This window comes from Reichenbachiella sp. MALMAid0571, from assembly GCF_040151475.1.
In the GTDB taxonomy this organism is placed as follows: domain Bacteria; phylum Bacteroidota; class Bacteroidia; order Cytophagales; family Cyclobacteriaceae; genus CAXBNB01.
This window is the reverse complement of record NZ_JBDKWG010000139.1, coordinates 14,504-40,795: the sequence shown is the minus strand read 5'-3', so window position 1 is coordinate 40,795 and position 26,292 is coordinate 14,504. Positions and strand designations below refer to the sequence as shown.

Below are 26,292 nucleotides of genomic sequence, written 5' to 3'. Positions count from 1 at the left end.
CAAAATTAGGCATATAATTAAAATTTATTCCCGTCGAAAAAGACAAAAATGCAATTATTCAACATTCTCCATTAATCTTCCCATTTTATATTTTTCTATTTTTTCGACATTGCCCTTTTTGTCGTAGTACTTCCACTCTCCATGCTTGTATCCACGGGAATATTCTCCCTCTATTTCTACTTTTTCAGATTTAGAAAACTTCTTGTACAACCCGCTTAGCTTGTCAAATTTGTAATTAAAAGTTTCTGCAGGAGTTCCATTTGGATGAAAAACAGTCTCCGTTCCATTCTTTTTCCCTTTAAGAAAATTCTCCTCCTTTATTACATTTCCTTTTTCATCGTAAGTCATGCGTTTCCCTTCCAGTTTTCCCAGCAGGTAATCTTCCTTTATTTTGAGCTTTCCTTTTTGAAAATAATACTTCCAGGCTCCACTTTTCAAATCGTCTTCATACTGCATCTCAGCCGTTAAATTCCCCTGGCTGTCATATTCTTTAATACTGCGGTTCTTCTCATCGTTTGAATAGCTGGTGATGCTTTTCTCTGTTCCATTCTCAAAAAATGTCTTATTGATCCCAACCTTGAACCCATTGACGACATTGAGGTCTTGCTCTACTGCTCCTGAAGCGTAGTAGGAAATGATATTCCCATTTAACATCCCTTTCGAATAGTTTCCAGAAGTTTGCAGTTGGCCATTTTCGTAATATTTTTTATAAAAACCTTCCTTCGAGCCATTCTTTTGAAATGTCTCATTGTTCAATTGCCCATTAGGATAGTAAGAACGGATGTGTCCGTCTAATACAGCATTGGTGTAGTTCAGCTCCGATTTTAGAGTGCCAGACTCATAATATGTCTTATTCAAACCATGTTGCTTCCCATTGAGGTAAGAGATCTCCTCTTTCAAAGTTCCGCTTGGGTAAAACTCCTTGACCAGGCCATTAGGCTTACCCGCTGCAAACTCCGTGGTATTTTTAATGACTCCATCCGGGTAATAGGTTGTAAGTACTCCTGTAAGTGTATCTTTAGCAAAAGTACCCTCTTGTATAAGACGATTCTCCTCACTATATACCTTGGTAACCCCTTCTTTCAAGCCGTTCTGATAATATGTGGTTCGCTGAACTATTCCGTTTGGATAGAGGTTTTGGAATTCTCCATCTCGGACACCCATCGAGTAGTGTCCTTTTACGGCCAAGTTTCCTTCTACATCATAAGCAAAATAATCTCCATCCATTTTAGTGCTGTCATTGTCAGAAACTGTATATTGTTCTTTAATTTTTCCCTTTCCCTCAAAATGATATTTGATAATTTTTGTCTGAGAAAAGGCTGTGAAGGCAGAAAATAAAAAAATGATTACAAACAGAAAGTGAATTCTCATAACAATACTAAAAAACCAACAACACAAATATTTTAACTTTTCGAATACAACGAGGAAGATAGCAGTAGATTATGTTTCACTTATTTTTTGTCAATCTATCTGAAATGAACAGGCTCTACTATACCTTCTCTATTACAATAGCAGAAGCACCTCCACCACCATTACAGATACCAGCCACACCAATACTGGCATTCTTTTGAGTCAAAACCGAATTGAGAGTGGTGATGATTCTTGCTCCAGAGCAGCCAAGAGGGTGACCTAAAGCTACTGCTCCTCCAAAAACATTTACATGATCCACATCCAGTTCCAACAATCTGTTGTTGGCAATAGCAACAGCAGAAAATGCTTCATTGATTTCATAATAATCAACATCTGACTTTGCAACACCCGCATTTTTCATCGCCTTGGGTATTGCCAAAGACGGAGCAGTGGTAAACCAAATAGGATCCTGAGCTGCATCTGCAAAACCACGTATTTTTGCGATAGGAGTCAGGTCAAGTTCCTTTAATTTAACTCCACTCACAAGAATCAGTGCTGAAGCACCATCATTTATGGTAGAAGCGTTGGCAGCAGTAACAGTCCCTTCTTTGCTAAATACAGGACGCAAACCCGGTATTTTATCAAACTTCACATTTTTATATTCCTCATCAGTATCCATCACAATCGGATCACCTTTTCTCTGAGGAATCTCGACTGATACTATCTCATCTTTAAAATATCCTTTTTCAACCGAAGTTGTCGCTCTCTTGTAAGACTTGATCGCATACTCATCTTGCTCCTCACGGCTAATATTCATCTCTTTAGCAGTATTGTCCGCACAATTCCCCATAGGGAATCCATTATATGCTTCCCACAGGCCATCATGCATCAAGCCATCTACCAACTGGCCATGACCATATCCGTATCCATACCGGGCTTTGGGTAAGTAGTAAGGTATGTTCGACATACTTTCCATCCCTCCTGCTACTATCACATTAGCATGCCCCAACATGATCGATTGTGCTCCCAGCATTACCGCCTTCATCCCGGAAGCGCAAACTTTGTTGACAGTAGTACAAGGTACATTATAACCTATACCTGCCCCTACAGCTGCCTGACGTGCTGGCGCCTGCCCAAGATTAGCCGATACCACATTGCCCATAAAAACCTCATCCACCAAAGAGGCTTCCACTCCTGATTTATCCAAAGCTCCACGAATGGCTACAGAGCCAAGTTTGGTAGCTGCAACGGAAGCCAATGCCCCTCCAAAACTACCAATGGGTGTGCGTACTGCTGAAACAATAAATACTTCTTGCATGATGTTGAGTTAAATGTTGATAAGCAAATGTAAATAAGAGGTATTGAAAAGTTAAGGCAATTCTGCGACAATAAGAGTATTCCTCTTTTGAGACGGGGGAAATGTCAAAACGAAACCTATTGGCAGACCTCACTTTAGAGTAAATTGAAATTATTGTCTAAGTTTAAGTCCAATTCCACAACTGTAATTTATGAAAAGGAGCTTATCAATATTCTTTTATTTGATCCTCTTGGCTTCAAATACGTTCGGACAATCTGAAAGCAATACTGACACCCTATCCTTACTATTCATTGGCGACATTATGGGGCATGACTCCCAAATCAATGCGGCCTTTGACAATGACCTCAACAGCTATGATTACAATAGCGTTTTTGAAAAAATAAAACCGATCCTGCAAAAGCCGGACTACACGATCGCTAATTTGGAAGTCACTCTGGCAGGCCCTCCTTTTAAGGGATACCCTCAGTTTTCTTCTCCCGATGAATTGGCTGTAGCATGTCAAAACAATGGGATAGATGTACTTGTTACATCTAACAATCACTCCTGTGACAGGCGCAAAAGTGGCATTATCAGAACCATAGATGTGCTGGATTCTTTAAATATTCTTCATACCGGAACCTTCAGAAATGCTACGGAACAAGCAAGTAATAATCTTTTGATTCTGGATAAAAACAACATACGGGTAGGGTTACTCAATTACACTTACGGGACTAATGGCATCCCCACGCCCTCTCCTACCACTGTGAATAGAATTGACTGGAAAAACATTGCAAAAGACATTGAAGCCAGTAAAACTCAAAATCTGGATAAACTGATTGTATTTCTACATTGGGGCAATGAGTATCAATCCCAACCAAGCACAGATCAGGTAGATTTAGCCAATTACCTGTTTAGCAATGGTGCGGACATTATTATTGGTTCTCATCCTCACGTAATCCAGAAAATGGAATATCGCAAAAATCTGGACAATTCTAAAGAAACTTTCATAGCCTACTCTCTTGGAAATTTCGTTTCGAACCAAAGAGTAAGAAAGCGTGATGGTGGTGCAATGGTAGAGTTGACATTAACTAAAACTGATAAAGAAACTCATATCAAAAAAAGCGGCTATCACTTGATCTGGGTTCACAAACCCATAATAGGCGGTAAATCTAATTTTCAAATAATCTCTGGAAAAGAATACGAGCAAAAGCAATTTGAAGGAATGGAATCAACCCAAATCGATCAGTTGAAAGTTTTTCTGGAAGACTCCAGGGAATTACTGAATACAGAAAATTTAGAAGTAAGTGAACTATCTGTTTTCAACAACTAATTCCGTACCCTTCAAATCTACTTTCTAAGCAATCTTCCAATTCCATTTTTCTTATCCGTAAAAAAACTCATTATCAACACGGGGGGTATAGTAAAAAATGGTGTATTTAAATGTGTAACTTACCTACATACACAAGAGATAGGTTGTTAACCCAAACTTCAAATTCTTATCGGATATCAGGAAAAACATATTGTAGGATTGCTGCACAAAGGAGACCCTATGGGCTTGGATTTACTATTCAATCAATATGGAGGAAAGCTTTATAATATGTCTTTTGCCTATTTAAAATCCAGAGAAGAGGCAGAAGAAGTAGTTCAGGATGTATTATTGAAACTCTGGCAAAACAGAGGCAAAATAGATATTACGGGTTTTTTGGAAGGTTATTTATTTAAAATGACAAAAAACTTGTTACTAAACCGCATCAGAACTAAATCCAGAAAAGGATTTTACACAGAAGAGCTTCAGGTGGATATAGCAGGATCAACCAGAACAGATCAATCCTTATTACTGGAAGACATGCAGGTTTTTCTTTCAAAAGCCATACTTGGAATGCCTCATAAAAGACAACAAATCTTTAAAATGAGTAGAATGGAAGGACTTTCCAATAAACAAATTGCACAGCAACTGGGTCTGTCTGAAAAAACAGTTGAAAATCAGATTGGACGTGCCATCAAATACCTCAGAAGTTACATGAGCTACACCTGAGGCCTCTCAGACAGTCGTTCTGCCTAAAGTTTAGTGTAAAACAACCCGTATCTCAAAATCACATATCCTTAATATTGGTAAAATTAGGTTAATCAACTTCGTTAATTCCTTAACTAAAACATAACCAACACTACTCTTTTTTTCTCCTAAATGATAATCAGTTTTGCAATACTATTCAAAGCCAAATCAAAAGAAGAAACACTTGCATGATATCACTCTAGGATAAAAATATTTTCAGAAGAGTGGGGGCTGCTAAAAAATACGGTGTATTTAATAGCATAAGCAATAATATCATGACAAAAGAATTACTTCAAAAATTCATAAGTAGTTCATGTTCCGAAGAAGAACAAGAATATGTGTACGGCTGGATGTCTGACCCTAAAAACAAGGAAGAAGTTTCAGCCATTATGAAAATATCATGGGATAAAATGCCCAATAAAATGCCTGAAGGTATGCCTGATAAGCAATACTTTATTCAAAGCGTATTAGAAAAAAACAACGACTACAACCTGTTATTAGAACGTGGAAATTTACACACCAAGGTGAGAAGAAATAAAAAAACAGAGTCAGGCCAAAGATGGCTCTTATTGAAAGTGGCTGCTTCATTGATTTTTGTATTGGGAATCGGATTTTCGGTCTATCAATATTCGAATCAACCAACTGTTGTTGAAGAAATAGTATTCATCGAAAAATCAAATCCAAACGGCAGGAAATCGACCATTATTTTACCTGACGGATCAAAAGCAATACTCAATTCAGATAGTAAAATCAGGTACGAAAAAGGCTTTAGGGAAAACTACCGGGAAGTAATTCTGGAAGGTGAAGCATTTTTTGAGGTTGAAAAAGACCAATCCCGGCCATTCATTGTTAGAACCGGAGATATTTCCACTACAGTATTGGGTACATCATTCAATGTACGGGCCTATGCTAAATCTGATAATATAGAAGTAGCAGTAGTAACAGGAAAAGTTGAAGTTAAAAAAGCCTCATATTATAAAGACGAGGCAGAGGATGTGGTTTTCCTCACACCCAATGAAATGGCTTCATATCAAAGAGAGGAAAGAAAAATAGCCACTACCTCTTTCAATATGGAAGAAGTAATCGGATGGAAAGATGGTATTTTGATTTTCAAAAATGCAGGTCAAAAGGACATAGCGAGCAGATTGAAAGCCTGGTATGGCCTGGACGTAGAGTTCGAAGGAGGAAACAATATCATGAACAAACGATATACCGGAAAATTCGACAACAACAGTCTTGAATATGTATTAAAGGCCATTTCATACACTTCGGAAATCAGTTTCGAAATCACAGACAATAAAGTAATTCTAAAACGAAAATAATATGGGAAAAACAAACAACACAAGCTAGAGAGCTATCTCAAAAATAAAGAACCTTGAAGTAAGCTAAAGAAAACTTTCAGACCCTCTTACGCTTTCCTTCAAGGCGTTAATTCGATAAAAAAATTTTTCACCAAATCATAACAAATTTATGAAACTATACTTACTAAGGCAAATTATCATTATGTCTAGATATGCGATGTATGGGTTTTGCATTCAGTGCCTTTTCCTTTCACTCTCTTTGGCAAAAGAAGGAAATGCCCAAATTAAAAGTGTCGAAGAAATTTACCTTTCGGTAAACCTTAAGGAGCATAACATTGAAAAAGTTTTTGAACAAATCAGCTCTGAAACCAAATTTGATTTTATCTACAACAACGACTTGCTGGAAAAGCAAAAAAACATCAGCCTGAATGTTGAAAATAAATCATTAGGGAATGTTTTAAGGCTTATTTCAAGAAAATCAGGCCTTCAATTTAAAAGAGTAGATCAGGATATCATTGTTAGCAAAAAGGTTTTTGGTCAGGCTAATATCATCGAGGTTATCGATGACATGAAGCTGGCTGATGTTGAAATTTCCGGAAAGATCAATGACGAAAATGGTCAGGGACTACCTGGTGCCTCGGTCGTTGTGAAAGGAACTTCCATTGGTACTACCTCTGACTTAGACGGCAATTACAAGATCAATGTGCCGGAAGATGCAATTCTTACTATTTCTTTTGTTGGATATAAAACCATTGAGACTCCCATAAACGGCAGGTCAGAAATCAATATTTCCATGGAAGTAGATGCTGAAACACTATCTGAAGTAATAGTGGTAGGATATGGTGTACAAGAGGCAAAAGATATTACAGGTTCTGTTACCTCTGTAAAGAGTGGAGATTTCAATAGAGGAATTACGAACTCTCCCGGGCAATTAATACAGGGTAAAGCTGCTGGTGTCAATGTAACTTCTTCGAGTGGAGAACCTGGTAGTGGCCAACGTATTATTATTCGTGGACAAGGAACCCTTCGATCAGGTTCAGGTCCTTTATTCGTTTTAGACGGATTTCCATTGGGACTTGCAGGAACAGGTTCAGGAGAAAGCCCTTTAAACTTCATCAATTCGGACGATATTGAATCAATTGATATTTTGAAAGATGCCTCTGCAACAGCTATCTATGGTGCGAGAGGAGCCAATGGTGTTGTGATTATCACCACTAAAAAGGGAAAAGAGGGTGTTTCTAAGGTATCCATTTCTTCTAGTTTAGGTATATCTAAACTGGCACGTAAATTAAATGTATTTAGTGCCGATGAGTTCCGTAAAGAAGTGGCAGCAATTCCAGGGAATGAACTAATAGATGGTGGTGGATCTACAGACTGGCAAGATGAATTGACACGTACTGCCATTACCCAAAATCACAATTTAGTTTTATCCGGAGGGACTAAAAATATAAATTATTATGCTTCTTTAGGTTTACAGGATCAAGAGGGGGTTATTTATAATTCAGGCCTTAAAAGAACAAGTGCAAGAATTAATGTAACTCAAAAATTATTGGATGATAGATTAAATATCGACTATAACTTAAATACAACAATCACAGAACAATCTAGAAACAATAACGTGGGATATAGCACCAACCCTACATTTGATGCTTATACCTCAGATGGTGAAATCAACAATCCTGTAAACTGGGAAAATCCACTACTACACAATAAATATGTAGGAGACTTTTCTGAATCCAGAAGACTTTTGTTCAGCATAGCACCTTCTTTTGAAATTATAGATGGATTGGTATATAAAATGAATGTGGGTTACGAGAACAGATCTTCAGGCAGGGATGAACAAACTATTGCCAATACGGAAAGGAATGATTTAGGTAGTTTGAGACAAACATTTGGCAATTATGAAAACAACTTAATTGAAAACTATTTGACCTATACTTTTGATGTTGGAGATAATAATATCAGTGTTTTGGGAGGCCATTCGTATCAAAAAACTTCTTTTAGAGAAAATATATGGTCTATAGACGAATTTCCAGCTGACACAGGCATAGAACCTCGCAACAATCCGGGATTAGGAGGAGAACTAACCATTAGTGATAACAATCGGCCTTCTGGAAGCGCATACGAAAACGAATTGCAATCCTTCTTTGGAAGAGTCAATTGGGATTATAAAGACAAATATTTATTAACAGCTACAGTAAGAGCTGATGGTTCTTCTAAATTTGGCGGAAACAATAAATATGGAATATTTCCTTCTGTGGCTGGTGCATGGAGACTTCTAAATGAAGACTTTATGGGTGATTCATTCTTTAGCGATTTGAAATTAAGAGCGGGTTGGGGTCAAACTGGAAATCAGGAAATTCCAAACAAAATCACGAAAGAGTCCTTTACTGTTAGCACATCTAGTAATGTTAGTTATCCGATTGATCAAAATGGAGCTTACCCGGTAGGGTCTGTATATACTCGCTTTGCAAATCCTGACATTCAATGGGAAGTATCTACACAATCCAATATTGGGGTTGATTTTGGTTTCTTTGATGGTAAATTATCTGGTACGGTAGATTATTTTAACAAAGTGTCAAATAATATTTTATTAGAGGTAGTACCTGTAGATCCTATATCTCCTGCTCCTACTTATTGGACTAATGTCCCAAATATGAAAATTGTAAACAAGGGGCTTGAAATAGCACTGGATTATTCCAAGCGGAATAATGAAGGGTTATCCTACAGTTTTGGTGGAAATGCCACTTTTATTGACAATGTAGTAAAGGACTCTCCTTTTACCATTGTAACTACGGGATCGGCTTCTGGCCAGGGACTTACGGATGCTACTATCAACGGATTTGTAAGTGGTGCTTCAATCGGAGCTTTTTATATGAAAACCTTTACAGGAATTGATGAAGATGGCTTTTCAGAATTTATAGATCAAGATGAAGATGGTATATCTACTGAAAACGACAGAACTGTTGTTGGAAGTGCTTTACCCGATTTGACCTATAATTTTTATGCAAATTTAAGGTATAAAGGATTTGACTTAAATATGAATTTCAATGGAGTATCCGGAAATGAAATTTATGACCATACTGCTATGGGTAGCTTCTACAAAACATTATTGAGCAAATCAAATAATACCACACCTATAGCTTCTGAATATCCAAATGAAAGTATCATAAATGCTGCAGCTGTTTCAACACGTTATTTAAAAGACGGTTCTTACCTGCGTTTAAATAATTTAACACTTGGATATTCTTTTAATACAGAATCTATCAACTGGCTTCAAGAATTGCGACTAACCTTTACCGGGCAAAATCTATTTGTAATTACAGATTATGATGGATATGATCCTGAAGTAAATACGGATAGTTCTATAAGTGGAATTCAGTCCTTTGGTATCGATAAATTCGCCTATCCAAAAGCTAAAACCTTTGTGATCGGTCTTAATCTTACGTTTTAATAATAAAAAATAGAGATATGAAAAACAAGATAACATCAGTATTGTTGCTAAGCAGCTTGCTATTAACTTGGAATTGCACAGATCTGGAAGAAGTTGTTTTAGACGAATCTTTGACTCCCAGTACCGCAGGAATTGATGAAGCAATAGCGGCATTAGCCCCTGTGTATGCAAATGCAAATAATGACATATGGGTACATACGAAATACTTTTCCATGCAGGAAATTTCAACAGATGAAGCAATATTACCCTATAGAGGTGGTACCGATTGGGGTGATGGTGGTAAATTTTCAGATTTATATCAGCATTTGCCAACACCAGGAAACGCCATCATGAAAGACGTTTGGAATGGAGTTACAAAACATATCACCGCATCTGTTAGTGCTATCGCTGTTTTAACACCTCTGGCCGAAACTGACCCTCAAGCTGCTGTCTATTTGGCTGAGGCCAGGGCAATGAGAGCTCTTTTCAATCATATATTGCTGGATGCATTTGGTTTGGTGTTTGTTAAAGACAGGATTGAAGATCAATCCGTAATTCTTAGAAAAAGTGAAGCGGTTGATTATTTGATAAGTGAGTTGAAAGCTGTTGAAGGAGATTTAGCTACAGCAACTTCCGTTGGACCGGGTAGAATGACAAAGACAGGTGCTTGGGCTTTATTGGCCAGAATTTATTTGAATGCCCCTGTTTATAGAGATCCTATCGGGACACCTAATTTTGGTGCAGCAGATATGGATGCGGTTATTGACTATACCAACAAGGTAATTAACTCTGAAGAGCATCAACTTTCAGCTGAATATTTTGAGATATTTGATGATGAAAATCATACCAATAAAGAGCTAATATTTGCTATTGATCAGCGAGCTGATTTGGGTGGACATAATCGTATGGCTTATTTTTCTATGTCAGGAGATTTTTATCCACTTCCAGAGTTCCCCAGTGCCAATGGTACTGATGGCCCTGCTATTACCCCTGATTTTTATCAAACATGGGTAGATGCATACGGAGACGTTGATCCGGCAGATGCTGATCCGAGATTTCATAAAGACAATTTAATTAATGAACCCGGATGTGTAAGTGCAGCAGATTTTGAAATTGACAGGGGTATTTACAGAGGTTTGTTATATGGCCTGCAACACGAAAGAGGTGGAGATCCTTTTGAAAGATGTGAAGGAGATAAATATGTAGTTGATTTGGTTATTAATAATAGATCAGAAGTTGGGGCACCTGTTGACCATACCCTTGAAATTGATTTCACAACCAATAGCTCTCATAGTGCTGGATATAGAGTGGAAAAATATGAATTTAGTAAAGAATCCAGTTCAGGTAGAAATGGAGGACAGGCCGATTTAGTTGTACTTCGTTATGCAGATATGTTTATGATGCGTGCTGAAGCTAAACTTCGTAAAGGAGATGCTCCGGGTGCTTTAGCTGATGTCAATATCGTTAGAGCATCAAGAACTGCCAGGCATACCGCTCCAGCACTTACTGCAATGGATCTTGATATCTTATATCGTGAACGTGGATTTGAATTCTACTGGGAATTTCAAAGACGTACTGATATGATCCGTTTTGGAAAATATGAAGATTCTTATACAGAAAAAACAAATGCTGATCCTAAGAAACGTTTGTTTCCAATTCCTCAGTCTGCTGTTGATGGAGCTTCCATTTTAGAAGGTTACCTGGATCAAAACGATAGTTACTAAGAAATAGAAAGTTTAATTAGAAATAAATTTCTTGACAAAGGCAGGCCGGTTTTGGTTTGCCTTTTTTTATTACATCGCCATTGATATTAAATCTTCATTTTTCTTAAATTGGCAAAAAAACAATAAATAACTTCTCTTTGATTTTCCGAGTATAAATTAAAAGTAGAATTTACAATTGAAATATATTCGCTATTTTACTATTGTTTTAGTATCAGAACTATAATGGAGTATTATTTGTAAATGATACCAGCTAAATACCCAATCTTAAATTATAAGATTGACAGTATCAAATGCTATTCCTTCTCAGTTTACAAAAAATAGTCAATGGAATATATTACAAATACGTCATTAATTGCATCAGGATTGTTCTTTCTGGGTGCTGCTGTATTCTTTTGGGGTGCTGTTTATTTGTATAAAAAATTCAGCAAATTATCTCAATATGGTAAGATCAAAAATTGGCGTATTTTATTTGGTTTGATTATATTCTTTTTGGTTAGTTATCTGGCTTTGAGTTATTTTGTCATGTTCAGCCCATTTAATTGGTTCGAATTGCTAATTAGCATTTTCTTTCTTATAGGGTCTGTTTTTGTATATGTGGTTGTTACAATAAGTACAGATACACTTCAAGAATTGGAAAGTAGCAAAACCCGATTTGAGGCACTCGTCGAAAATGGTTCTGATTGTGTCATTATTATTTCACCAGAAGCAAAACCCATATATGTCTCTCGATCAGTTACCAAAATCCTAGGTTATTCTCCTGAAGATGTACTAAAACTGGACATGATGACCTTGATCCACCCAGATGAAGCAGAGGGAGCCCAAATGGCTATAGTTAATGCAATGCAAAAACCAGGAGTTCCTGTACAAGGGCATACCTCCAGAGTCAGACATAAAGATGGTTCTTGGAGATGGCTGGAAGCAGTCGTTACCAACATGTTACATGATCCTTCCATCAATGGAATTGTCGATAATTTCCGAGATGTTACAGACCGTATTCAAGCTGAGGAAGAACTAAGAATTACAACCCAGCGGTTAGTTCTGGCTACCAGAGCTTCAAAATTAGGGATTTGGGATCAGGATATAGCCAAAGACAAGTTAATTTGGGATGAAAGTATGTTTCGAATATATGGCATTAAAAAAGAATCATTCAAGGAAAATCATGCCGCATGGATGGAACTGATACATCCTGAAGATAAACCAGCATTTCAGGAAAATACAGAAAAAGTAATGAGAGGTGAAGGAAACCTTGACATTGAATTTCGGATCTTACAGCCTGATAATTCTATTCGCTACGTTCGCGCCATGGCTATTTTGGAATGCGACAAGGACGGTACACCACTTCGATTAGTTGGAACAAATCTGGATATCACCAACAGGAAGGATTATGAATTGACATTGGAGCAAATTTCATTTGATATTGCCCATGTGATCCGCCGACCTTTAAGCAACCTGCTCGGACTCAGCTCCATGATTGAAAACGACAATATCGACCTTAAGAGCCTTAAAAAATATGCAAAGTTCATCAGAATTGTCTCCGATGAATTGGATGACTTTACAAAAAAACTATCAACGATTTACGACGATAAAAAAAAGGCATTCAAATCTCAGAAATAATCGCAACATTGAGGCATTACTTCAACTGCAATAATGCTGAAACAATCTTAAAATCATAGTCATCTTTTAGGAGATCAGCATATTCTTTCATGGCTAAGTCATTTTCTTCATAAGCTGCCAAAACCCATTTCATTCGATTGCTTTTAGAAGACTTTGATTTCACAATATCTTGGGTGATTTCATCGAATTTTGCTGAGTTTGATGACTTTAATAGCTTCAAACCCAATATGGTTTGAAGCGAATTAGGAGCAAGTTTAGCTACGGTATAATCAACAACTTTTTGCTCGTAATCTTTATAACTATCTTCATTCAGTTTCTTTAAACAAAGAGCCGCTAAAAAGTCTTCTGTTCTTAAATCTGGATCATAAGGCGCTCCTACCCCTAGGTTTTCCGGCCACAATCTTGCCTGATCTACCAGCTTCAAAGCATTGCTGTATTGCCCGGAATTCACTTTCTCGATGGCATATAAAAGATGTGCCTGTTCGTAGATTTCTCTTCCAATTCCTGCTCCTTCAAAAGGAAGTACATTGAGCGTTTTGAGGTAATCAATACACTTTTTATATTGACCTGTATTCACATAAGCTGTAGAAAGCTTTAGCCCCAACTCATAGTTTCCTTTGAATTTCTTTACCGCCTGAAGAGCCAGTTTCAATGCAAACTGATCTTCGTTGTTTTTCAGTCGATAATCTATGATATTGTCCCAATTCCTCCAATCTTCATTATCAAGCGCCCTTGCTTTTTCCAAGTCAGCAAGCTGGTCTGTTGTTTTCGTTGAGTTTAGCAAATATGCTCTTGAAGTGTAGAATGGTGCATAATCGGACTTATCTTCACAAGCTTCAATCAAAACTGATGCCTCCTCTACCCTATCTTTTGCCCAATAATTGAGTCCCAAATAATATTTTGCCTTCCAACTATTTGTTTGAGTATTGACCCATTTCAACATCTCAATAGACTCAGTTCTGTAAGGGAAAACAAATTCCGGAGAAGCAGCCGTCATTGCATCAAGATTCTTTTTGCTTTCTGAGATTTTAGATTGCTGCAAAAAGGCTTTCCAACCCAAAATCATTGGATGGTCTGGTGAAATCTCCAATATGTCATACGCTTCATCATTCAATCCATAATTGTAGTAATGCATTGCCATTTCCAAATAAGCCTGATAAGCCAATTCAGTCCTAATTGATTCACTAAAGCTGCTTTTTTTACTCGCATCCAACAAGCCAAATTCATAGCCAGCCAAGTGGTTGAGGGGATCAATGTCCAATATTTTTGAAAGCAGTTTTTGTGCCTCATCATTCCTTACCAATTTTCTATTGACAACAGCCAACAAATGCATGGCAATTAAGTTGGTTCCATTATAGTTCAAAGACTTTTGAAGATACTCCTGTGCTTTCTTGTATTTCTTTGCTATTAAATAAATGCCTCCCATCTCCATATAAGCAGCAGCTCTAAACTCCATAGATCGGGCAGCCCAACCGTAAAACTCCAATGCATTGGTATAATCATACATCGATTTGTAAACATTCCCAACGATGAAATTCGCAGCAGGATCGTAAGTATCCAATGTCAATGTTTGGCCTGCGAATTGTAAACTCAGCTCATTCATACCCTTGTTGTAGTAAATCTCTGCAAGGGCATTCAACGCATCAATGTGATACGGATCCAATTCCACCGCCTTTGTTAGTACTTCAATGGCTTTAGTGAATTTTCTTGATCTTTTTAATTCCAAACCTTCATGAAAGAGTAATCCAGCAGTCTCTTCCTTTTTTGGAGGAGAATTAAATTCACGTTTCAGGTTTTCTTTTGGTGTACTACTATAAGCCAAATCAAGCCCCTCAACAACTACTTCAAAACCTTCTTCTTGTGCTATGGACAATTCATCCATAAAGACCTGATTGGGTGAAAAGTCTTGCGTTTTTGAATAAACCTCTTTTCCCTTTTGCAACACCTTAATGGTGGCTTTACCAAAGGACAATGCATTCAGCCCTATCTTAAGCTTTCCGTTGTTGTTCTTAACATTTAGCACTCCCATATCTGATGCATCCACCATTCCTCCGATCTTGTTGTACGGAAACCAAATCTCATTCCAGGTGTCATACCTGTACGGTTGAAACTCCGCTTTGGTAATAGGATTATCCAGACTACCGGGTGAAAACTGATTCAACATTCTCCCTGCCTGAAATTCCATGTATTGACCATCAGTATCTGTCAGCAAATCCTCCCAAATACCACCTGATCTGGACAATGCCCACAACCAGACTTTCTGTCCCGGCATTTGCTCGTAAGGTGCAATATGGCCAAACCCTCGTTGTTCATCATGATAGTATCCTCCAAAAAAATCTTCGTAGGCACCTACCACATGCTGAGAAACATGACTGCCAAAATTATTGTTTTCATAAAAGTTTTGTTCAATGCCTTCTGCATTTACAGGCCAGGAAACCGGCATTCCTGAATGAGTTAAAGCCTGATTACCGGGATAAATCATTTCAAATCCATCTCTGGCATGCGCCGCACCAGTCATCCAGTTGTAATATGATTTTGTGGTATTCGTGGGATTGAAATACAATACATTGGTTTCGAAATATGACTTATCTCCCGAAAGCTTGATTTCGACCCTCCACTGTGTTCTGGAGGGCAGGTCGATACCGCCAACAAAACAGCTCACACTACCATCTTCATTTTTTTTCGTCAAATAGTCCACAGGAGTGGCAGTTGACGGTGTATGCCCGATATAGCCAAAGTTGAATTCAATTCCACCTGAAGTCCATGGCCCACGCAAGGCGATATTGCGAAACTTCATTACTTCATTTTTGTAAATAAAATCCGCTCCTGTGCTTTTATCAATTGCGCCCCAAACCTTACCTCCTGCCTCAGGCAATACCATCACTTTGATGTAATCATTCTCAAGCGTAATGACTTTCCAATCTTTCAATTCGCTTTTATGACTATACCCGTCAAATTTATGATAGGGATATACTGCTGGTTTGGAAACCAATAAAGGAACCGGATTAGGGTTATCAAAAGGATAGGTGGGTATGGTTATTTTTTCTTCTCTAATGGTTACAGTTTGAGCCATCAGTATTTGTGAAGAAATACAAAGCAATACCGTAAATAACTTTATTTTCAAAGACCTATACTTAAGACGATACGATTCCATTTTTCTCCAATTGTTAATAGTTATTCTCTTATTGTAATAATATTGCACTTATTCTTTGGTGTATTTCAGGTCGAAAGAAATCACGATATCATTTCCTGTTTCTATCTGTCCAAACATGGCAGAAGGAGGATCGATTTCAAAATCACTCAATTTAAAGTTTTTCGAACCCTGAATCAAAATAGTATCTTCTGAAACATCCAAATCCACTCCAATCTGTACACTTTTTTCCGTTCCTGCTATGGCCAAAACTCCCTTGGCAATTGTGCTGGCCTCATTTACCGGAATGGCTTCTGTCAGTGAAAATTTGATCTGAGGAAACTCATCATACAGCAATGCCCTGTGCATCTTGCCATTCATAGTTTCTCCACGCTCACTCTTCAGGCTTTCCACCTTTAAACTCAACTCAGCACTGGCTATACTTCCTTTCAATGGTTGGTTCTTTTTACCCTTATCTTTCAATTCAAAAAGTAAACTACCGGAAATTTCATTGGATAGCACTTCCCAATCGTGTAAAGTAGAAGTACCTGTCACTTTTATATTGCTTTTAGCAGACACGACATATTTCTCCTGAGCAAAAGAAATAAAACAGAGCAGTATCAGCACCAGAAAAAAAGAAATTGCCCTCATCATTGTTCTAAATTTCAAAACCATAAAATTTTAATTCAACCCCATTTTACAATACTTCTGTTTTGCCCGGCATTGGAATTTCGTAGTTTCCATCTGCACCCGGCATATCCGGCATTTCTGCATCCCAGTGAAACTCTTTTGGTAAAATACTCTTTGTAGAAGCCAATGCCTGATCAATGGTAATGACCTGACCGGAATGTATCGCCATCCTACCCATAATAGTAGCCAAGGTAGATTTAGCTCCGTATTCCACCTGATTGAGTGGTTTATTTTCCAACACGGAATTGATGAAATTGGATTGACACCTTTGAGAAGAACCAATAGTTTCATCTCTGTCACGGTACCTCCACACAATAGTACCGGAAGGATCGTAAATACGAGACTTGTCATCTGCATAACCTGTAGTTCCCTGTATGTGAAAACCATTTTTATTCCAGTTGTTGTCTATATTCCTACACTGCACATGCAATTTTATCTTATTGGCATATTCAAATTCAGCATAGTGGTGGTCATACGTATTTCCCTGATTAGGTCCACTAAAAACCTGCCGCCCTCCCAAACCATTTACAGTCACCGGATAATCATTCATCAGCCAGTTAATCACATCAATTTGATGAATAGCCTGCCCTGCAAGCTGTCCGCCCCACAACCAGGTAAAATACCTCCAGTTTCTCACCTGATAGTTCATCTCCGTTTGTCCCGGTTGTCTGGGATGAATTTTAGGTGCACCGACATTGTAATACACATTCAGCGACGTAATGTCGCCAATAGCTCCATTGTTGATTTTTTCAACCATCTGTTGGTAGCCAGTCTCAAACCGCAACTGCAAACCCACAGCTACATTCAATTTCTTTTGTTTGGCCAGTTCATTGGTTTCCATTACTTTGTGATAACCGGGAATATCCACAAATAAAGGTTTTTCAATAAATACATGTTTATCTGCTTTTACAGCGGCTTCAAAATGCTGTGGGCGAAATGGAGGTGGTGTGGCCAAAATCACTACATCACATTTTTCAATTACTTTTTGATAGGCATCAAAACCGATAAATTTATTTGAATCAGGAACTTCTACCTGATTTCCAAAAGTAGATTTCAATTGTGAGTAAGCTCCACTCAATCGGTCTTCAAACGTTTCCCCAAGTGCCACAAGTTTTACCGATTTAGAGGTTTTTAATGCCTCACTGGCTGCTCCTGTACCTCTACCACCACAGCCGACTAAACCTACCCGTAGTTCACTTTGGGTTCCAACTCCAAATGAAGTAATTGGAAAACTACTGAGGATAGTACCTCCTGCAGCTACTGCGGCACTTGTTTTGACAAATTTTCTTCTTCCTTGATTTACGTCTTTACTCATTCTCATAATAAAAGGATGTTTATTATTACTTTATTCGTCCAGGACTTTTGCCCAAAACTTTCTTATTTCTACTTGTGTTAATTCTTTATAAGATCGCACTACCCTGAATCCGATAAACTCAGAATTGGTGTACCACCAAAAGCTTTTCGGTACTTGTGGATCTCCTCGTTGTAAATTAAGCCCCGACTTCATTCTGGCAGCACTCCGTAAATCCTCCGGATCATCATCCCACGATCCCCCCCGGTAAACTCTTGGGTGAAGTACATAAGGTGTATTCCATGGGTTATCAGCTTCCTGTCCCTCAAATTTTGAGTAAAACTGATCATCGTACAAATCCAGTGTCCATTCAGATACATTACCATGCATGTCGTACAATCCCCAGGCATTGGCTTTTTTAGTACCCACTTTGGCATATTGGCCGTTGCTATTATCAAAATAAACAGCGTATTCATCCAATTGTGAAAGGTCTTCTCCAAAATGAAAAGCCGTCTTGCTCCCTGCCCTGCATGCATATTCCCACTCTGCTTCGGTGGGTAATCTGTACAAATGCCCTGTCACAGTTGACAACCACTTGCAAAAAGTTAAAGCTGCATAAGGGGATATATTTACAACTGGAAAACCTTGCTTGCCCATCCCTAAACTGGGATCTTCAAATGGCGGACTTGGACGTGAAATAGCGTCCACCTTTAATTGTACTGCGTCTGACAAATTTGTTTGTTGTTTATCAATATTTTTATTCAAGTACAGTTCAAACAACTCCCAAGTCATCTCGAATTCCCCAACCCATAAACTATCAATTCGAACGGTATGAACAGGCCCCTCATCAGCTTTTCTATTGCTTTCTTTTTCAGGGCTTCCCATTTTAAATTGTCCACCGGGAATAGCCACCATCTTAAAGGATTCTCCTTTATCTCCCATTTGGATTACTTCTGAATAATTGTCAAAAGACTGACAAAAAGCGGAACAGGAAACTGCCATGCAAATACTGAAAATAGAAATCAAATTTCTCATGCGTTCCATTTGTTATTTCAATTCACAGATAAAGTTGATGCCTTTATTTTCTGAGACCATTCCTCTAAATGATCTTTGACAAACGCATCATCGTTGAGTTCAGGATAATCCTTATAAACCCGGTCAATTTCTTCTGCTTGCCCAACTGAAAGCGTTTCATTTGGATCAAGACACCAAATTCCTTTGAGCAATCCTTGTCTGCGCAATACTTCGTGAATACCTGCAATACATCCTTTGAAATTGTTTTTAGTATCGAAAAATGCAGCATTAGAATCTGTCACTTCTATGTTTTTAGTGAGTAAATCTCTATTCATTTGACCTCCGGAAAGCTTCACTTTTTTAACGTGATTCAGCAATTTAACTGCTTTTTCGGTCCAAACTGCCCAGTGTCCCAACAAGCCACCTACTATGTCTTTATCTACTATACCTCTTTCAGTATTTATACGATAGGTTGTTAACAGGTCATTCAGGATATTGTCATCATTTCCGGTATAAATAGCTATATCGTTGCATCGGGAGGAATTACAAACTGCCCTGACCACTTCGATGGACTGATAACGATTAAACGGCGCGATCTTTATGGCATACACATTTGGTATTTCCGCAAATTCTTTCCAAAAATTCTCGGTAAGAACTTTACCACCTACAGAAGTTTGTAGATAAAATCCAAAAAGAGGCATGTGTTCTCCTATCTGTCTGGCTCTGTCCAAGAGATCTTCTTCAGACCAGTCTTTCAACCCATTGATACTTACCAATACTATGTCATAGCCTAATTTCCTGGCTATTTTAGCTTCATTTACAGCCTGTTCAGTAGAACCACTTACACCCGCAACTTTAATGAAAGGGCGATCTAGCCCGATAGATTCCACCTCTGATACTGCCAACGATAACACCTTTTCGTACAAATTGATTTCCGGGTCCCTGATTTCAAATTGAGTAGTATGAACACCCACAGCAATACCCCCAGCACCGGAAGCAGCATAATATCTGGTCAGCAAACGCTGGTGAAATTCATCCAACTGCCTGTTGGCATCAAGGGCAAGCGGATGAGCCGGAATAACTGTCCCTTCAAATAACAACTCCTTAATTTCTTCTGATAATTTCATAGTTTAAAAGTTTCCTTTTCGTTCTTGAAAATGAGTGGGTTTTCCAAGGTCTTCTCCACCGGACATCACCCAATCTGCCGTCCATTCTATAACCTTATCCAATGCCACTTTTGGTTTGCCAAAAAGTTCGAAAGAATGCGAAGCGTCGTTGAGCAGAGTAGTTGGTTCTGATTCTCCTGTAAACCGTACAGGCTTGCCCATAAGTTCTCCAAACCTTTTTGCAAGCCACTCTATAGAAATAACCTCAGGGCCGGTTATGTTGAGCAGTTTTGCAGGAGTAGAGCAGTGCAATAATGAACTGATTGCAAAGCTATTGGCATCCCCTTGCCAAATTACATTGGCATAACCTGTAGTGATGTCAATAGGTTTCTCATTAAATACTGACTTGGCCACTTCAAACAATACCCCATAACGTAAATCCACTGCGTAGTTTAGGCGATAAATCAGCATCGGAGTTTGATTTTTGATAGAGAAATGTTCAAAAATCCGCTCCCTGCCAAGACAAGACTGAGCATACTCACCAATCGGATCAGGCTTTACACTCTCATTGGCACCCTTACTATCAGTTGGCATGAATGGGTATATGTTTCCACTTGAAAAAACCACTATTCTGGAGTTCTTATATTTCTCCGCTACCCGCCCGGGTAAATAAGCATTCATAGCCCAGGTAAAATGTTCATTGCCAGCTGTTCCAAATTTGTTACCAGCCATATAAATAACATTCTTGCATTCCGGCAGGCTTTTCAAAAAATCTTCGTCCAACAAATCTCCGGCTATGGTTTCAATACCATTTCCCTCTAATTCGTCTCTTAGCTTTTTATTCGAAAACCTTGAAGCACCTATTACTTTTTTCTTCAATCCACCTTCACGAATGGCATTTACAGCCAGTTTAGCAAGACTAGGTCCCATTTTCCCTCCCAACCCCAATATCATGATATCTCCATCAATTTTAACCAGATCATTTATCAATTCCGGCGTGGGATGTGCCAATTGATCTTCCAATTCCTCTACATTATTTATCTTCTTCATATTCATTAAAAAAACAGGTATTTCACACTATACATGGACATAATCAGCAAAACAGCTATTCCCAAATAGCCCATCACGTTTAAGTATCTGGTATTTTGCAGCTCTGTTGACATTTTTTTAGAGTTGGCAAAAAACAGAATGACACCAGCTGAAACCGGTACAATCATGACGGTAATGCCTTGAGCAAAAATGATCAGTTGGAGAGGAAGAGAACCAAAAATAAAGGCCACTATTGCTCCTATAACAATTACCAACACAATCATCATTCTCACTCTGATGTTGCTCAATTGACTTTCAGAAAAGAATGTATCTGCGAGAATCACTCCTCCGATAGTTGCATTGCCGACCATGGATGAAAAGGATGCTGCAAAAAAGCCAATCATAAAAGCTTTGGAGGTAAAAGATCCAAACAAAGGCTCCAAAGCCATTCCCAAATCTGCTGCATTTTTCACCTCTATGTTGTTGTTTTTCAAAACTGCCCCGGCACAAAGCATTACCATTGTAGATAATAGTCCCAGAATAATTATTCCGGTTCTGCTTTCACTTAATGAGTCCTGTAAATCTTCCGGAGCACAGCCCTTTTCACGCACCAGATATGACTGGTAAAACGCACCAACTATCGAAAAACTGGATGCGGTAAGTGTAATAATCAGGTATTCTGATCCACTGGGTATATTAGGAATTAACCCTCTCATGATGGCAATTAAATCCGGTTTTGCCATTATAATCGTTAGTAAAAATGAGGTAAGCATCAACATTACCAAGCCAATCATGAGTTTTTCCAGAATCTTATAAAACGATTTGAAGAAAAGCAAAGAAATAGCCAATGAGGTAAACAATGCTATCCAGAAAATGACAGAAGAATTGAATAGTTCAGAAAATGCTACACTGGCTCCAATAGTATTACCAGCCTGAAATGAAGCCGTAACCAAAAACACTCCAATTCCAACTATATATGCTAAAGGCTTCCCTAATTCATTCTTTATTTTTTCTATTAAAGAAACAGAACCAGACAATCCTATCTTAGTAGTCATAGCTGTAAAAGCTGTCATAAACACCATTGCCAACACAATCACCCAAATCAGGGAAAAACCATAACTGGCTCCAAGCTTGGTATTGATGGTCAGGCTTCCCGGGCCAAAGATCAAAGCTGCAGTGATAATGCCTGGACCTATTTTTTTCAGGTATGATCCTGATTTTTCTATTGACATATTTTATTAATGTTATATATCCAACTACTCCTTCAAACTTTCAAAAGAGACACAAACTATACTTTATCAAATAACAGATTCGTGATTACGGTCTCCTTGTTTAAAGTAACATTCCGAAAAAATAATTTTCAGAATGTTACCTTTTGAAAGATTTTACACACCATTACTCCAAAGGCGCAAGCAAACATAGCAAATAGCATTGCAAATAAACATGTTTTGCAATATTTTTATACATAAAAATACATTATTCGTAAATAAATACAACAAATAAACTATAAATAATATAATTTATCTTTCGTTTACTTATTTTTACGAAACAAGATAGAACGCAAACCAATAGTCATGGCAAAAGAATCTAAGAAAGCAACCATCTCAATTATTTTTTCCATTACCCTCGTATTATCAACAAATCTGTACTCCCAGCTAAAGACGGCCTATCCTGACATTCCAAGAATAGATGTACATACTCACATAGGAAGTGATCCAAAAGCTATTTCCAATTACCTTGACCTGAGAAAAAAAATATTAGATAAAAATGGCATTGATATGGCCGTATGGATCAATCTGGGAAAAGGCAATGATCCAATTGAGAATCCTGAAGAAATCCTCACCTTGAGCAAAGGGCGCATATTATGTGGTATTTCTGATTATTCGGCACATGACGGTTTACAACACGCACCAGAAAATCTTGAAGGTCTAATGAAACAAGGCTTTGTTGGTTATAAAATATGGTCTGGCCCCTGGTATAGAAAACTAAAAAACAAGGAAGATGGCTTTCCCTATATAGACAACCCTGCTCACGAACCTACCTTTGCTGAAATGGAAAGGATTGGAATGATTGGAGCATCAGTGCACATTGCTGATCCTAACGGCCCGTGGGGAGAGCGCACCGCCTGGCTTGCCGACCCTATAGAATATTGGAAAGAGATAACAGCCTGGAGAAATGTATTGGAAAAACATCCCAACTTAACAGTAGTAGCCGCACATGGCAATTGGCTGATGTGTCAGGATGCTCAAATAGATTATCTCAGAAATATGCTACACACATTCCCTAATTTACATGTTGATTTAGCTGCCACCTTTCAATATTATCATCTGGTAAACAGAGACAACTTACGATCTTTCATGATAGAATGGGCAGATCGCATTGTATTTGCAACGGATATAGGAGCCTGGGAAAACGAAGACACGACGAATGAGCGAATTGAGCAATACCTTAAAGCTTTTCAGATTTTAGAAACAAAAGGAACAGTTAAAGGCGGCTTTTTCGGAGGACCTGACATAGTTGGCTTAGAACTCCCAAAAGATGTGCTTGAAAAAATTTATTACAAAAATGCCATGCGACTCTACCCGGGAGTGAAGAAACAACTTTATGAGTTAGGTTTTAAGACTGAATAATCTATTGTAATTCTCTGATAGCAAGAAAGGACATTAATCCGGCACCAACCTCCATAGCTTTCTCATCAATATCAAAAGTTGGAGTATGCAACCCTGAAGTAATGTTTTTCTTTTTATTTCCAACTCCCAACAGATAAAAGCACGACGGTAGCTCGTGAGAGTAATAAGCAAAATCTTCTGCCGCCATCCAGATATCTTCATTCACTACATTTTCAGGAGACATGTATTCCTGCATTCCTTTTTTAAGATTCAATGCCAAAGCTTCATTGTTGAGTAAAAATGGATAACCATGAGCAATATCAACTTCACATTTTCCTCCCATGCTTTCCGCAAGACCAATTGCGAGTGTTTTGACTTTCAGCAAGGCTTCTTTCCTCCAGTCTTCATCCAGAGTTCTCAAAGTACCTTCTAAAATTACACTGTCAGGAATTACATTGGTCGCACCGTTTCCTACAATTTTTCCAAAGGATAAAACTGTTGGTATTTTGGGATTGGCATTTCGGCTAACAATTTGCTGGGCAGCTACAAGAAAATGACCTGCTATAAGCACCGGATCTATGCAATATTCCGGCATAGCTCCATGCCCTCCTTTTCCTATAAACTTAATGTATATTTCATCTGAAGAAGCCATAAATTTCCCAGGCCTCACCCCCACTTTTCCTGCCTCCAATTCAGGCTTTACGTGCTGACCTACCACACTTAATGGTTTAGGATTTTCCAGCACCCCGCCTTTTATCATCAATGGTGCTCCTCCTGGGATTTTTTCTTCGGCAGGCTGAAACAATATCTTGACTGTTCCATTCCAACTTTCCTTCAAATCACACAGAATTTTACCTGCACTAATCAACATCGAAGTGTGTGCATCATGGCCACAGGCGTGCATCACACCAGAATTTTTAGACACGAAATCATGTTGGTTTTCCTCCAATATTGGAAGGGCATCAATATCAGCCCTTAGTAAGATAGTCTTACCTGAATCTCTTCCGTGAATTGTACCGAGTAAACCGTTTTGATCAATTCTGGACAGGCTATCCAAAGGGAGCTTTCTCAGTTTACTTTCAATATACTGCGAGGTTTCCTTTTCATTAAAGGAAAGTTCCGGATGCATGTGCAGATACCTCCTTATATCTACAGAAGGCCTCCAGTATTTATTCGATAATTCTCTAATCTGATCTATCATCTATAAAAAGTAGATTTCCCCAATTACATAGGAAAATCTACATCCTTTAAATTTCAAAATCCGCTCCAACTTCAACTGTACAGTTAAATATTAATGAATATTTTTTTCTTGTACATGAAATAACAAATATACCAGAGCCCAAACCATGTAACAATACTGGTAATCGCATTTGCCATAATGTCTCCGGTAAAAGAGAATATCCCCATAGTAAACGGGTACACAACTTCTCGAAGCATCTCCGCTCCACCAACATGAGCAAACAAATAGATAAACAACGGATTCATGCCCACAATAGCAAAAAATATTACTCCCTTGTTATATTTCAACACATCTATCAGATAATAAGACAATGCCAATACAAGCAAAGCCCATCCTCCACTCACAATTACAAACGAACTGGTTGCAATTCTTTTTATTATAGGAGTAAAATAGTCCATTCCGTAACCCACAACTACTCCTATTGCTCCGGCAATTATTAATACCTTCAACTTGGATTGCTCCGACTTATCAGACATCAGCAACTTGCCAGCCAAAACTCCCCAGATGGTATGAGCAGTAGTAGGAATGGCATTAAATGGTACCCAATGCCCACCGGAAAGCTTACCTAAAATTTGTATTTCAACCCAGGAACCAAAATTTTTATCCGGAACAAAAGCTTCATTAAATCCATCTACCCAGAAATTACGATACAGCAATTCTGAAATGGCTATTAACAAAAATGAAACAACAATTTGTATCCAGGCTGGTCTTTGCATTATCAAAAAGGCAATCAAAATAGAAACAGACAATTGTGCCAAGACATTATTCAGGTGAAAAACAATTTCTCCTGGCTCAATGCAGTACAGTGCCCATCCGAAAAACAGCAAGAGAAATGCTCTTCTCAATGTATGTTTGAAAATATCATTGTAGGAATCTCCTTTTTGCATCCGCTTTGCAAAGGACAATGGCATGGCCACCCCCACTATAAAGGTGAAAAATGGTTGAATTAAATCCCAAAAAGCCAATCCATGCCATTCTACATGATCAAGTTGATGGCCTAAAGCATAAATAAGCGTACCTTCAAGAGAAGGGTCACGCATATAATTAAAGAGATGCGAAAATTCTCCTATCAATAAAAACATGGTAGCCCCTCTAAAAAAGTCAAGGGAAAGCAATCTCTGGTTTTCGTTACTCATAATATTTTAAAATTAGGTTAATCCTTTTCTGGTTTACCCTGTTTACAAGATAGTTTAGGACTAATTAGAGCTGTCTATAATGTGCTTTGAGAAGCCTTTCAGGATTCTTAAAGCTTACTGTTTTAACAGCTTTACCAATCTTTAAAAGCTTAGTAAAGTGTGGATCGTACTTTATAGACAGGCTCTAATTAAATAATGTAAACAGATACTCATACTTTCTATTCTTGCAAATTAATAATAAGTATTCGAAACTTTTTGCATAGTTTTAATTTTAT

The 26,292-nt window shown here is 38.1% G+C and carries 18 protein-coding genes; 7 read left to right on the top strand and 11 right to left on the bottom strand.

Translation table 11 applies throughout. From position 1 onward, the window contains the following. Nucleotides 1–54 precede the first annotated feature (54 nt). Nucleotides 55–1,371, bottom strand: a complete 1,317-nt coding sequence (locus AAOP42_RS15190) for a toxin-antitoxin system YwqK family antitoxin (protein ID WP_349529394.1) — start codon at nt 1,369–1,371, stop codon at nt 55–57. Nucleotides 1,372–1,489: 118 nt separating this feature from the next. Beyond that, nucleotides 1,490–2,668 (bottom strand): acetyl-CoA C-acyltransferase, encoded by a 1,179-nt coding sequence (locus AAOP42_RS15185; protein WP_349529393.1) that lies wholly within the window; start codon nt 2,666–2,668, stop codon nt 1,490–1,492. 190 nt (nt 2,669–2,858) lie between these two features. Between AAOP42_RS15185 and AAOP42_RS15180 the strand changes: the two genes are divergently transcribed. The 6 genes from AAOP42_RS15180 (at nt 2,859) to AAOP42_RS15155 (ending at nt 12,772) form a co-directional block, all read left to right on the top strand. Continuing rightward, a complete protein-coding gene (locus tag AAOP42_RS15180; RefSeq protein WP_349529392.1) occupies nt 2,859–3,977 on the top strand; it encodes a CapA family protein in 1,119 nt (372 codons plus the stop codon). 219 nt (nt 3,978–4,196) lie between these two features. Continuing rightward, nucleotides 4,197–4,682: an RNA polymerase sigma-70 factor gene (locus tag AAOP42_RS15175; RefSeq protein ID WP_349529391.1), complete on the top strand. Its 486-nt coding sequence runs from the start codon at nt 4,197–4,199 to the stop codon at nt 4,680–4,682. A gap of 293 nt (nt 4,683–4,975) precedes the next feature. Then, nucleotides 4,976–6,022 (top strand): FecR family protein, encoded by a 1,047-nt coding sequence (locus AAOP42_RS15170; RefSeq protein WP_349529390.1) that lies wholly within the window; start codon nt 4,976–4,978, stop codon nt 6,020–6,022. A 148-nt stretch (nt 6,023–6,170) separates the two neighbouring features. Continuing rightward, nucleotides 6,171–9,455, top strand: coding sequence for a TonB-dependent receptor (locus AAOP42_RS15165; protein WP_349529389.1), 3,285 nt, complete (start codon nt 6,171–6,173; stop codon nt 9,453–9,455). A gap of 17 nt (nt 9,456–9,472) precedes the next feature. After that, a complete protein-coding gene (locus AAOP42_RS15160) occupies nt 9,473–11,158 on the top strand; it encodes a RagB/SusD family nutrient uptake outer membrane protein (protein WP_349529388.1) in 1,686 nt (561 codons plus the stop codon). 324 nt (nt 11,159–11,482) lie between these two features. Beyond that, entirely contained in the window at nt 11,483–12,772 is a 1,290-nt protein-coding gene (locus tag AAOP42_RS15155) for a PAS domain-containing protein (protein ID WP_349529387.1), read from the top strand. 16 nt (nt 12,773–12,788) lie between these two features. Here AAOP42_RS15155 and AAOP42_RS15150 read toward each other — a convergent pair whose 3' ends face one another. From AAOP42_RS15150 to AAOP42_RS15120, 7 genes are all read right to left on the bottom strand, one after another. Beyond that, complete coding sequence (locus AAOP42_RS15150; RefSeq protein WP_349529386.1) at nt 12,789–15,896, bottom strand: DUF5107 domain-containing protein; 3,108 nt, start codon at nt 15,894–15,896, stop codon at nt 12,789–12,791. A gap of 78 nt (nt 15,897–15,974) precedes the next feature. After that, nucleotides 15,975–16,571 carry a YceI family protein gene (locus tag AAOP42_RS15145; RefSeq protein WP_349529385.1) on the bottom strand — a complete coding sequence of 199 codons (597 nt, stop codon included), beginning with the start codon at nt 16,569–16,571 and terminating at the stop codon, nt 15,975–15,977. Nucleotides 16,572–16,599: 28 nt separating this feature from the next. Further along, complete coding sequence (locus AAOP42_RS15140) at nt 16,600–17,913, bottom strand: Gfo/Idh/MocA family protein (protein ID WP_349529384.1); 1,314 nt, start codon at nt 17,911–17,913, stop codon at nt 16,600–16,602. Nucleotides 17,914–17,937: 24 nt separating this feature from the next. Beyond that, a complete protein-coding gene (locus AAOP42_RS15135; RefSeq protein WP_349529383.1) occupies nt 17,938–18,918 on the bottom strand; it encodes a formylglycine-generating enzyme family protein in 981 nt (326 codons plus the stop codon). 17 nt (nt 18,919–18,935) lie between these two features. Continuing rightward, a complete protein-coding gene (locus AAOP42_RS15130) occupies nt 18,936–20,024 on the bottom strand; it encodes a dihydrodipicolinate synthase family protein (protein WP_349529382.1) in 1,089 nt (362 codons plus the stop codon). 3 nt (nt 20,025–20,027) lie between these two features. Continuing rightward, entirely contained in the window at nt 20,028–21,053 is a 1,026-nt protein-coding gene (locus AAOP42_RS15125; RefSeq protein WP_349529381.1) for an NAD-dependent epimerase/dehydratase family protein, read from the bottom strand. A 5-nt stretch (nt 21,054–21,058) separates the two neighbouring features. Further along, the gene (locus AAOP42_RS15120; RefSeq protein ID WP_349529380.1) at nt 21,059–22,264 is read right to left on the bottom strand and encodes an Nramp family divalent metal transporter; all 1,206 of its coding nucleotides are present in this window, start codon (nt 22,262–22,264) and stop codon (nt 21,059–21,061) included. A 342-nt stretch (nt 22,265–22,606) separates the two neighbouring features. Here AAOP42_RS15120 and AAOP42_RS15115 point away from each other — a divergent pair, with 342 nt between their 5' ends. Then, nucleotides 22,607–23,662, top strand: a complete 1,056-nt coding sequence (locus AAOP42_RS15115) for an amidohydrolase family protein (RefSeq protein WP_349529379.1) — start codon at nt 22,607–22,609, stop codon at nt 23,660–23,662. A gap of 1 nt (nt 23,663) precedes the next feature. On the opposite strand, the gene AAOP42_RS15110 is transcribed toward AAOP42_RS15115, so the two are convergent. Both AAOP42_RS15110 and AAOP42_RS15105 read right to left on the bottom strand, forming a co-directional pair. Further along, entirely contained in the window at nt 23,664–24,842 is a 1,179-nt protein-coding gene (locus AAOP42_RS15110) for a M20 metallopeptidase family protein (protein ID WP_349529378.1), read from the bottom strand. An 83-nt stretch (nt 24,843–24,925) separates the two neighbouring features. After that, nucleotides 24,926–26,017 carry an acyltransferase family protein gene (locus AAOP42_RS15105; RefSeq protein ID WP_349529377.1) on the bottom strand — a complete coding sequence of 364 codons (1,092 nt, stop codon included), beginning with the start codon at nt 26,015–26,017 and terminating at the stop codon, nt 24,926–24,928. Nucleotides 26,018–26,292 lie beyond the last annotated feature (275 nt).

Coding starts and splice junctions, on each gene's coding strand:
- AAOP42_RS15190 (WP_349529394.1), bottom strand. CDS start 1,371: ATGAGAATTCACTTTCTGTTTGTAATCATTTTTTTATTTTCTGCCTTC.
- AAOP42_RS15185 (WP_349529393.1), bottom strand. CDS start 2,668: ATGCAAGAAGTATTTATTGTTTCAGCAGTACGCACACCCATTGGTAGT.
- AAOP42_RS15180 (WP_349529392.1), top strand. CDS start 2,859: ATGAAAAGGAGCTTATCAATATTCTTTTATTTGATCCTCTTGGCTTCA.
- AAOP42_RS15175 (WP_349529391.1), top strand. CDS start 4,197: ATGGGCTTGGATTTACTATTCAATCAATATGGAGGAAAGCTTTATAAT.
- AAOP42_RS15170 (WP_349529390.1), top strand. CDS start 4,976: ATGACAAAAGAATTACTTCAAAAATTCATAAGTAGTTCATGTTCCGAA.
- AAOP42_RS15165 (WP_349529389.1), top strand. CDS start 6,171: ATGAAACTATACTTACTAAGGCAAATTATCATTATGTCTAGATATGCG.
- AAOP42_RS15160 (WP_349529388.1), top strand. CDS start 9,473: ATGAAAAACAAGATAACATCAGTATTGTTGCTAAGCAGCTTGCTATTA.
- AAOP42_RS15155 (WP_349529387.1), top strand. CDS start 11,483: ATGGAATATATTACAAATACGTCATTAATTGCATCAGGATTGTTCTTT.
- AAOP42_RS15140 (WP_349529384.1), bottom strand. CDS start 17,913: ATGAGAATGAGTAAAGACGTAAATCAAGGAAGAAGAAAATTTGTCAAA.
- AAOP42_RS15135 (WP_349529383.1), bottom strand. CDS start 18,918: ATGAGAAATTTGATTTCTATTTTCAGTATTTGCATGGCAGTTTCCTGT.
- AAOP42_RS15130 (WP_349529382.1), bottom strand. CDS start 20,024: ATGAAATTATCAGAAGAAATTAAGGAGTTGTTATTTGAAGGGACAGTT.
- AAOP42_RS15125 (WP_349529381.1), bottom strand. CDS start 21,053: ATGAAGAAGATAAATAATGTAGAGGAATTGGAAGATCAATTGGCACAT.
- AAOP42_RS15120 (WP_349529380.1), bottom strand. CDS start 22,264: ATGTCAATAGAAAAATCAGGATCATACCTGAAAAAAATAGGTCCAGGC.
- AAOP42_RS15115 (WP_349529379.1), top strand. CDS start 22,607: ATGGCAAAAGAATCTAAGAAAGCAACCATCTCAATTATTTTTTCCATT.
- AAOP42_RS15110 (WP_349529378.1), bottom strand. CDS start 24,842: ATGATAGATCAGATTAGAGAATTATCGAATAAATACTGGAGGCCTTCT.
- AAOP42_RS15105 (WP_349529377.1), bottom strand. CDS start 26,017: ATGAGTAACGAAAACCAGAGATTGCTTTCCCTTGACTTTTTTAGAGGG.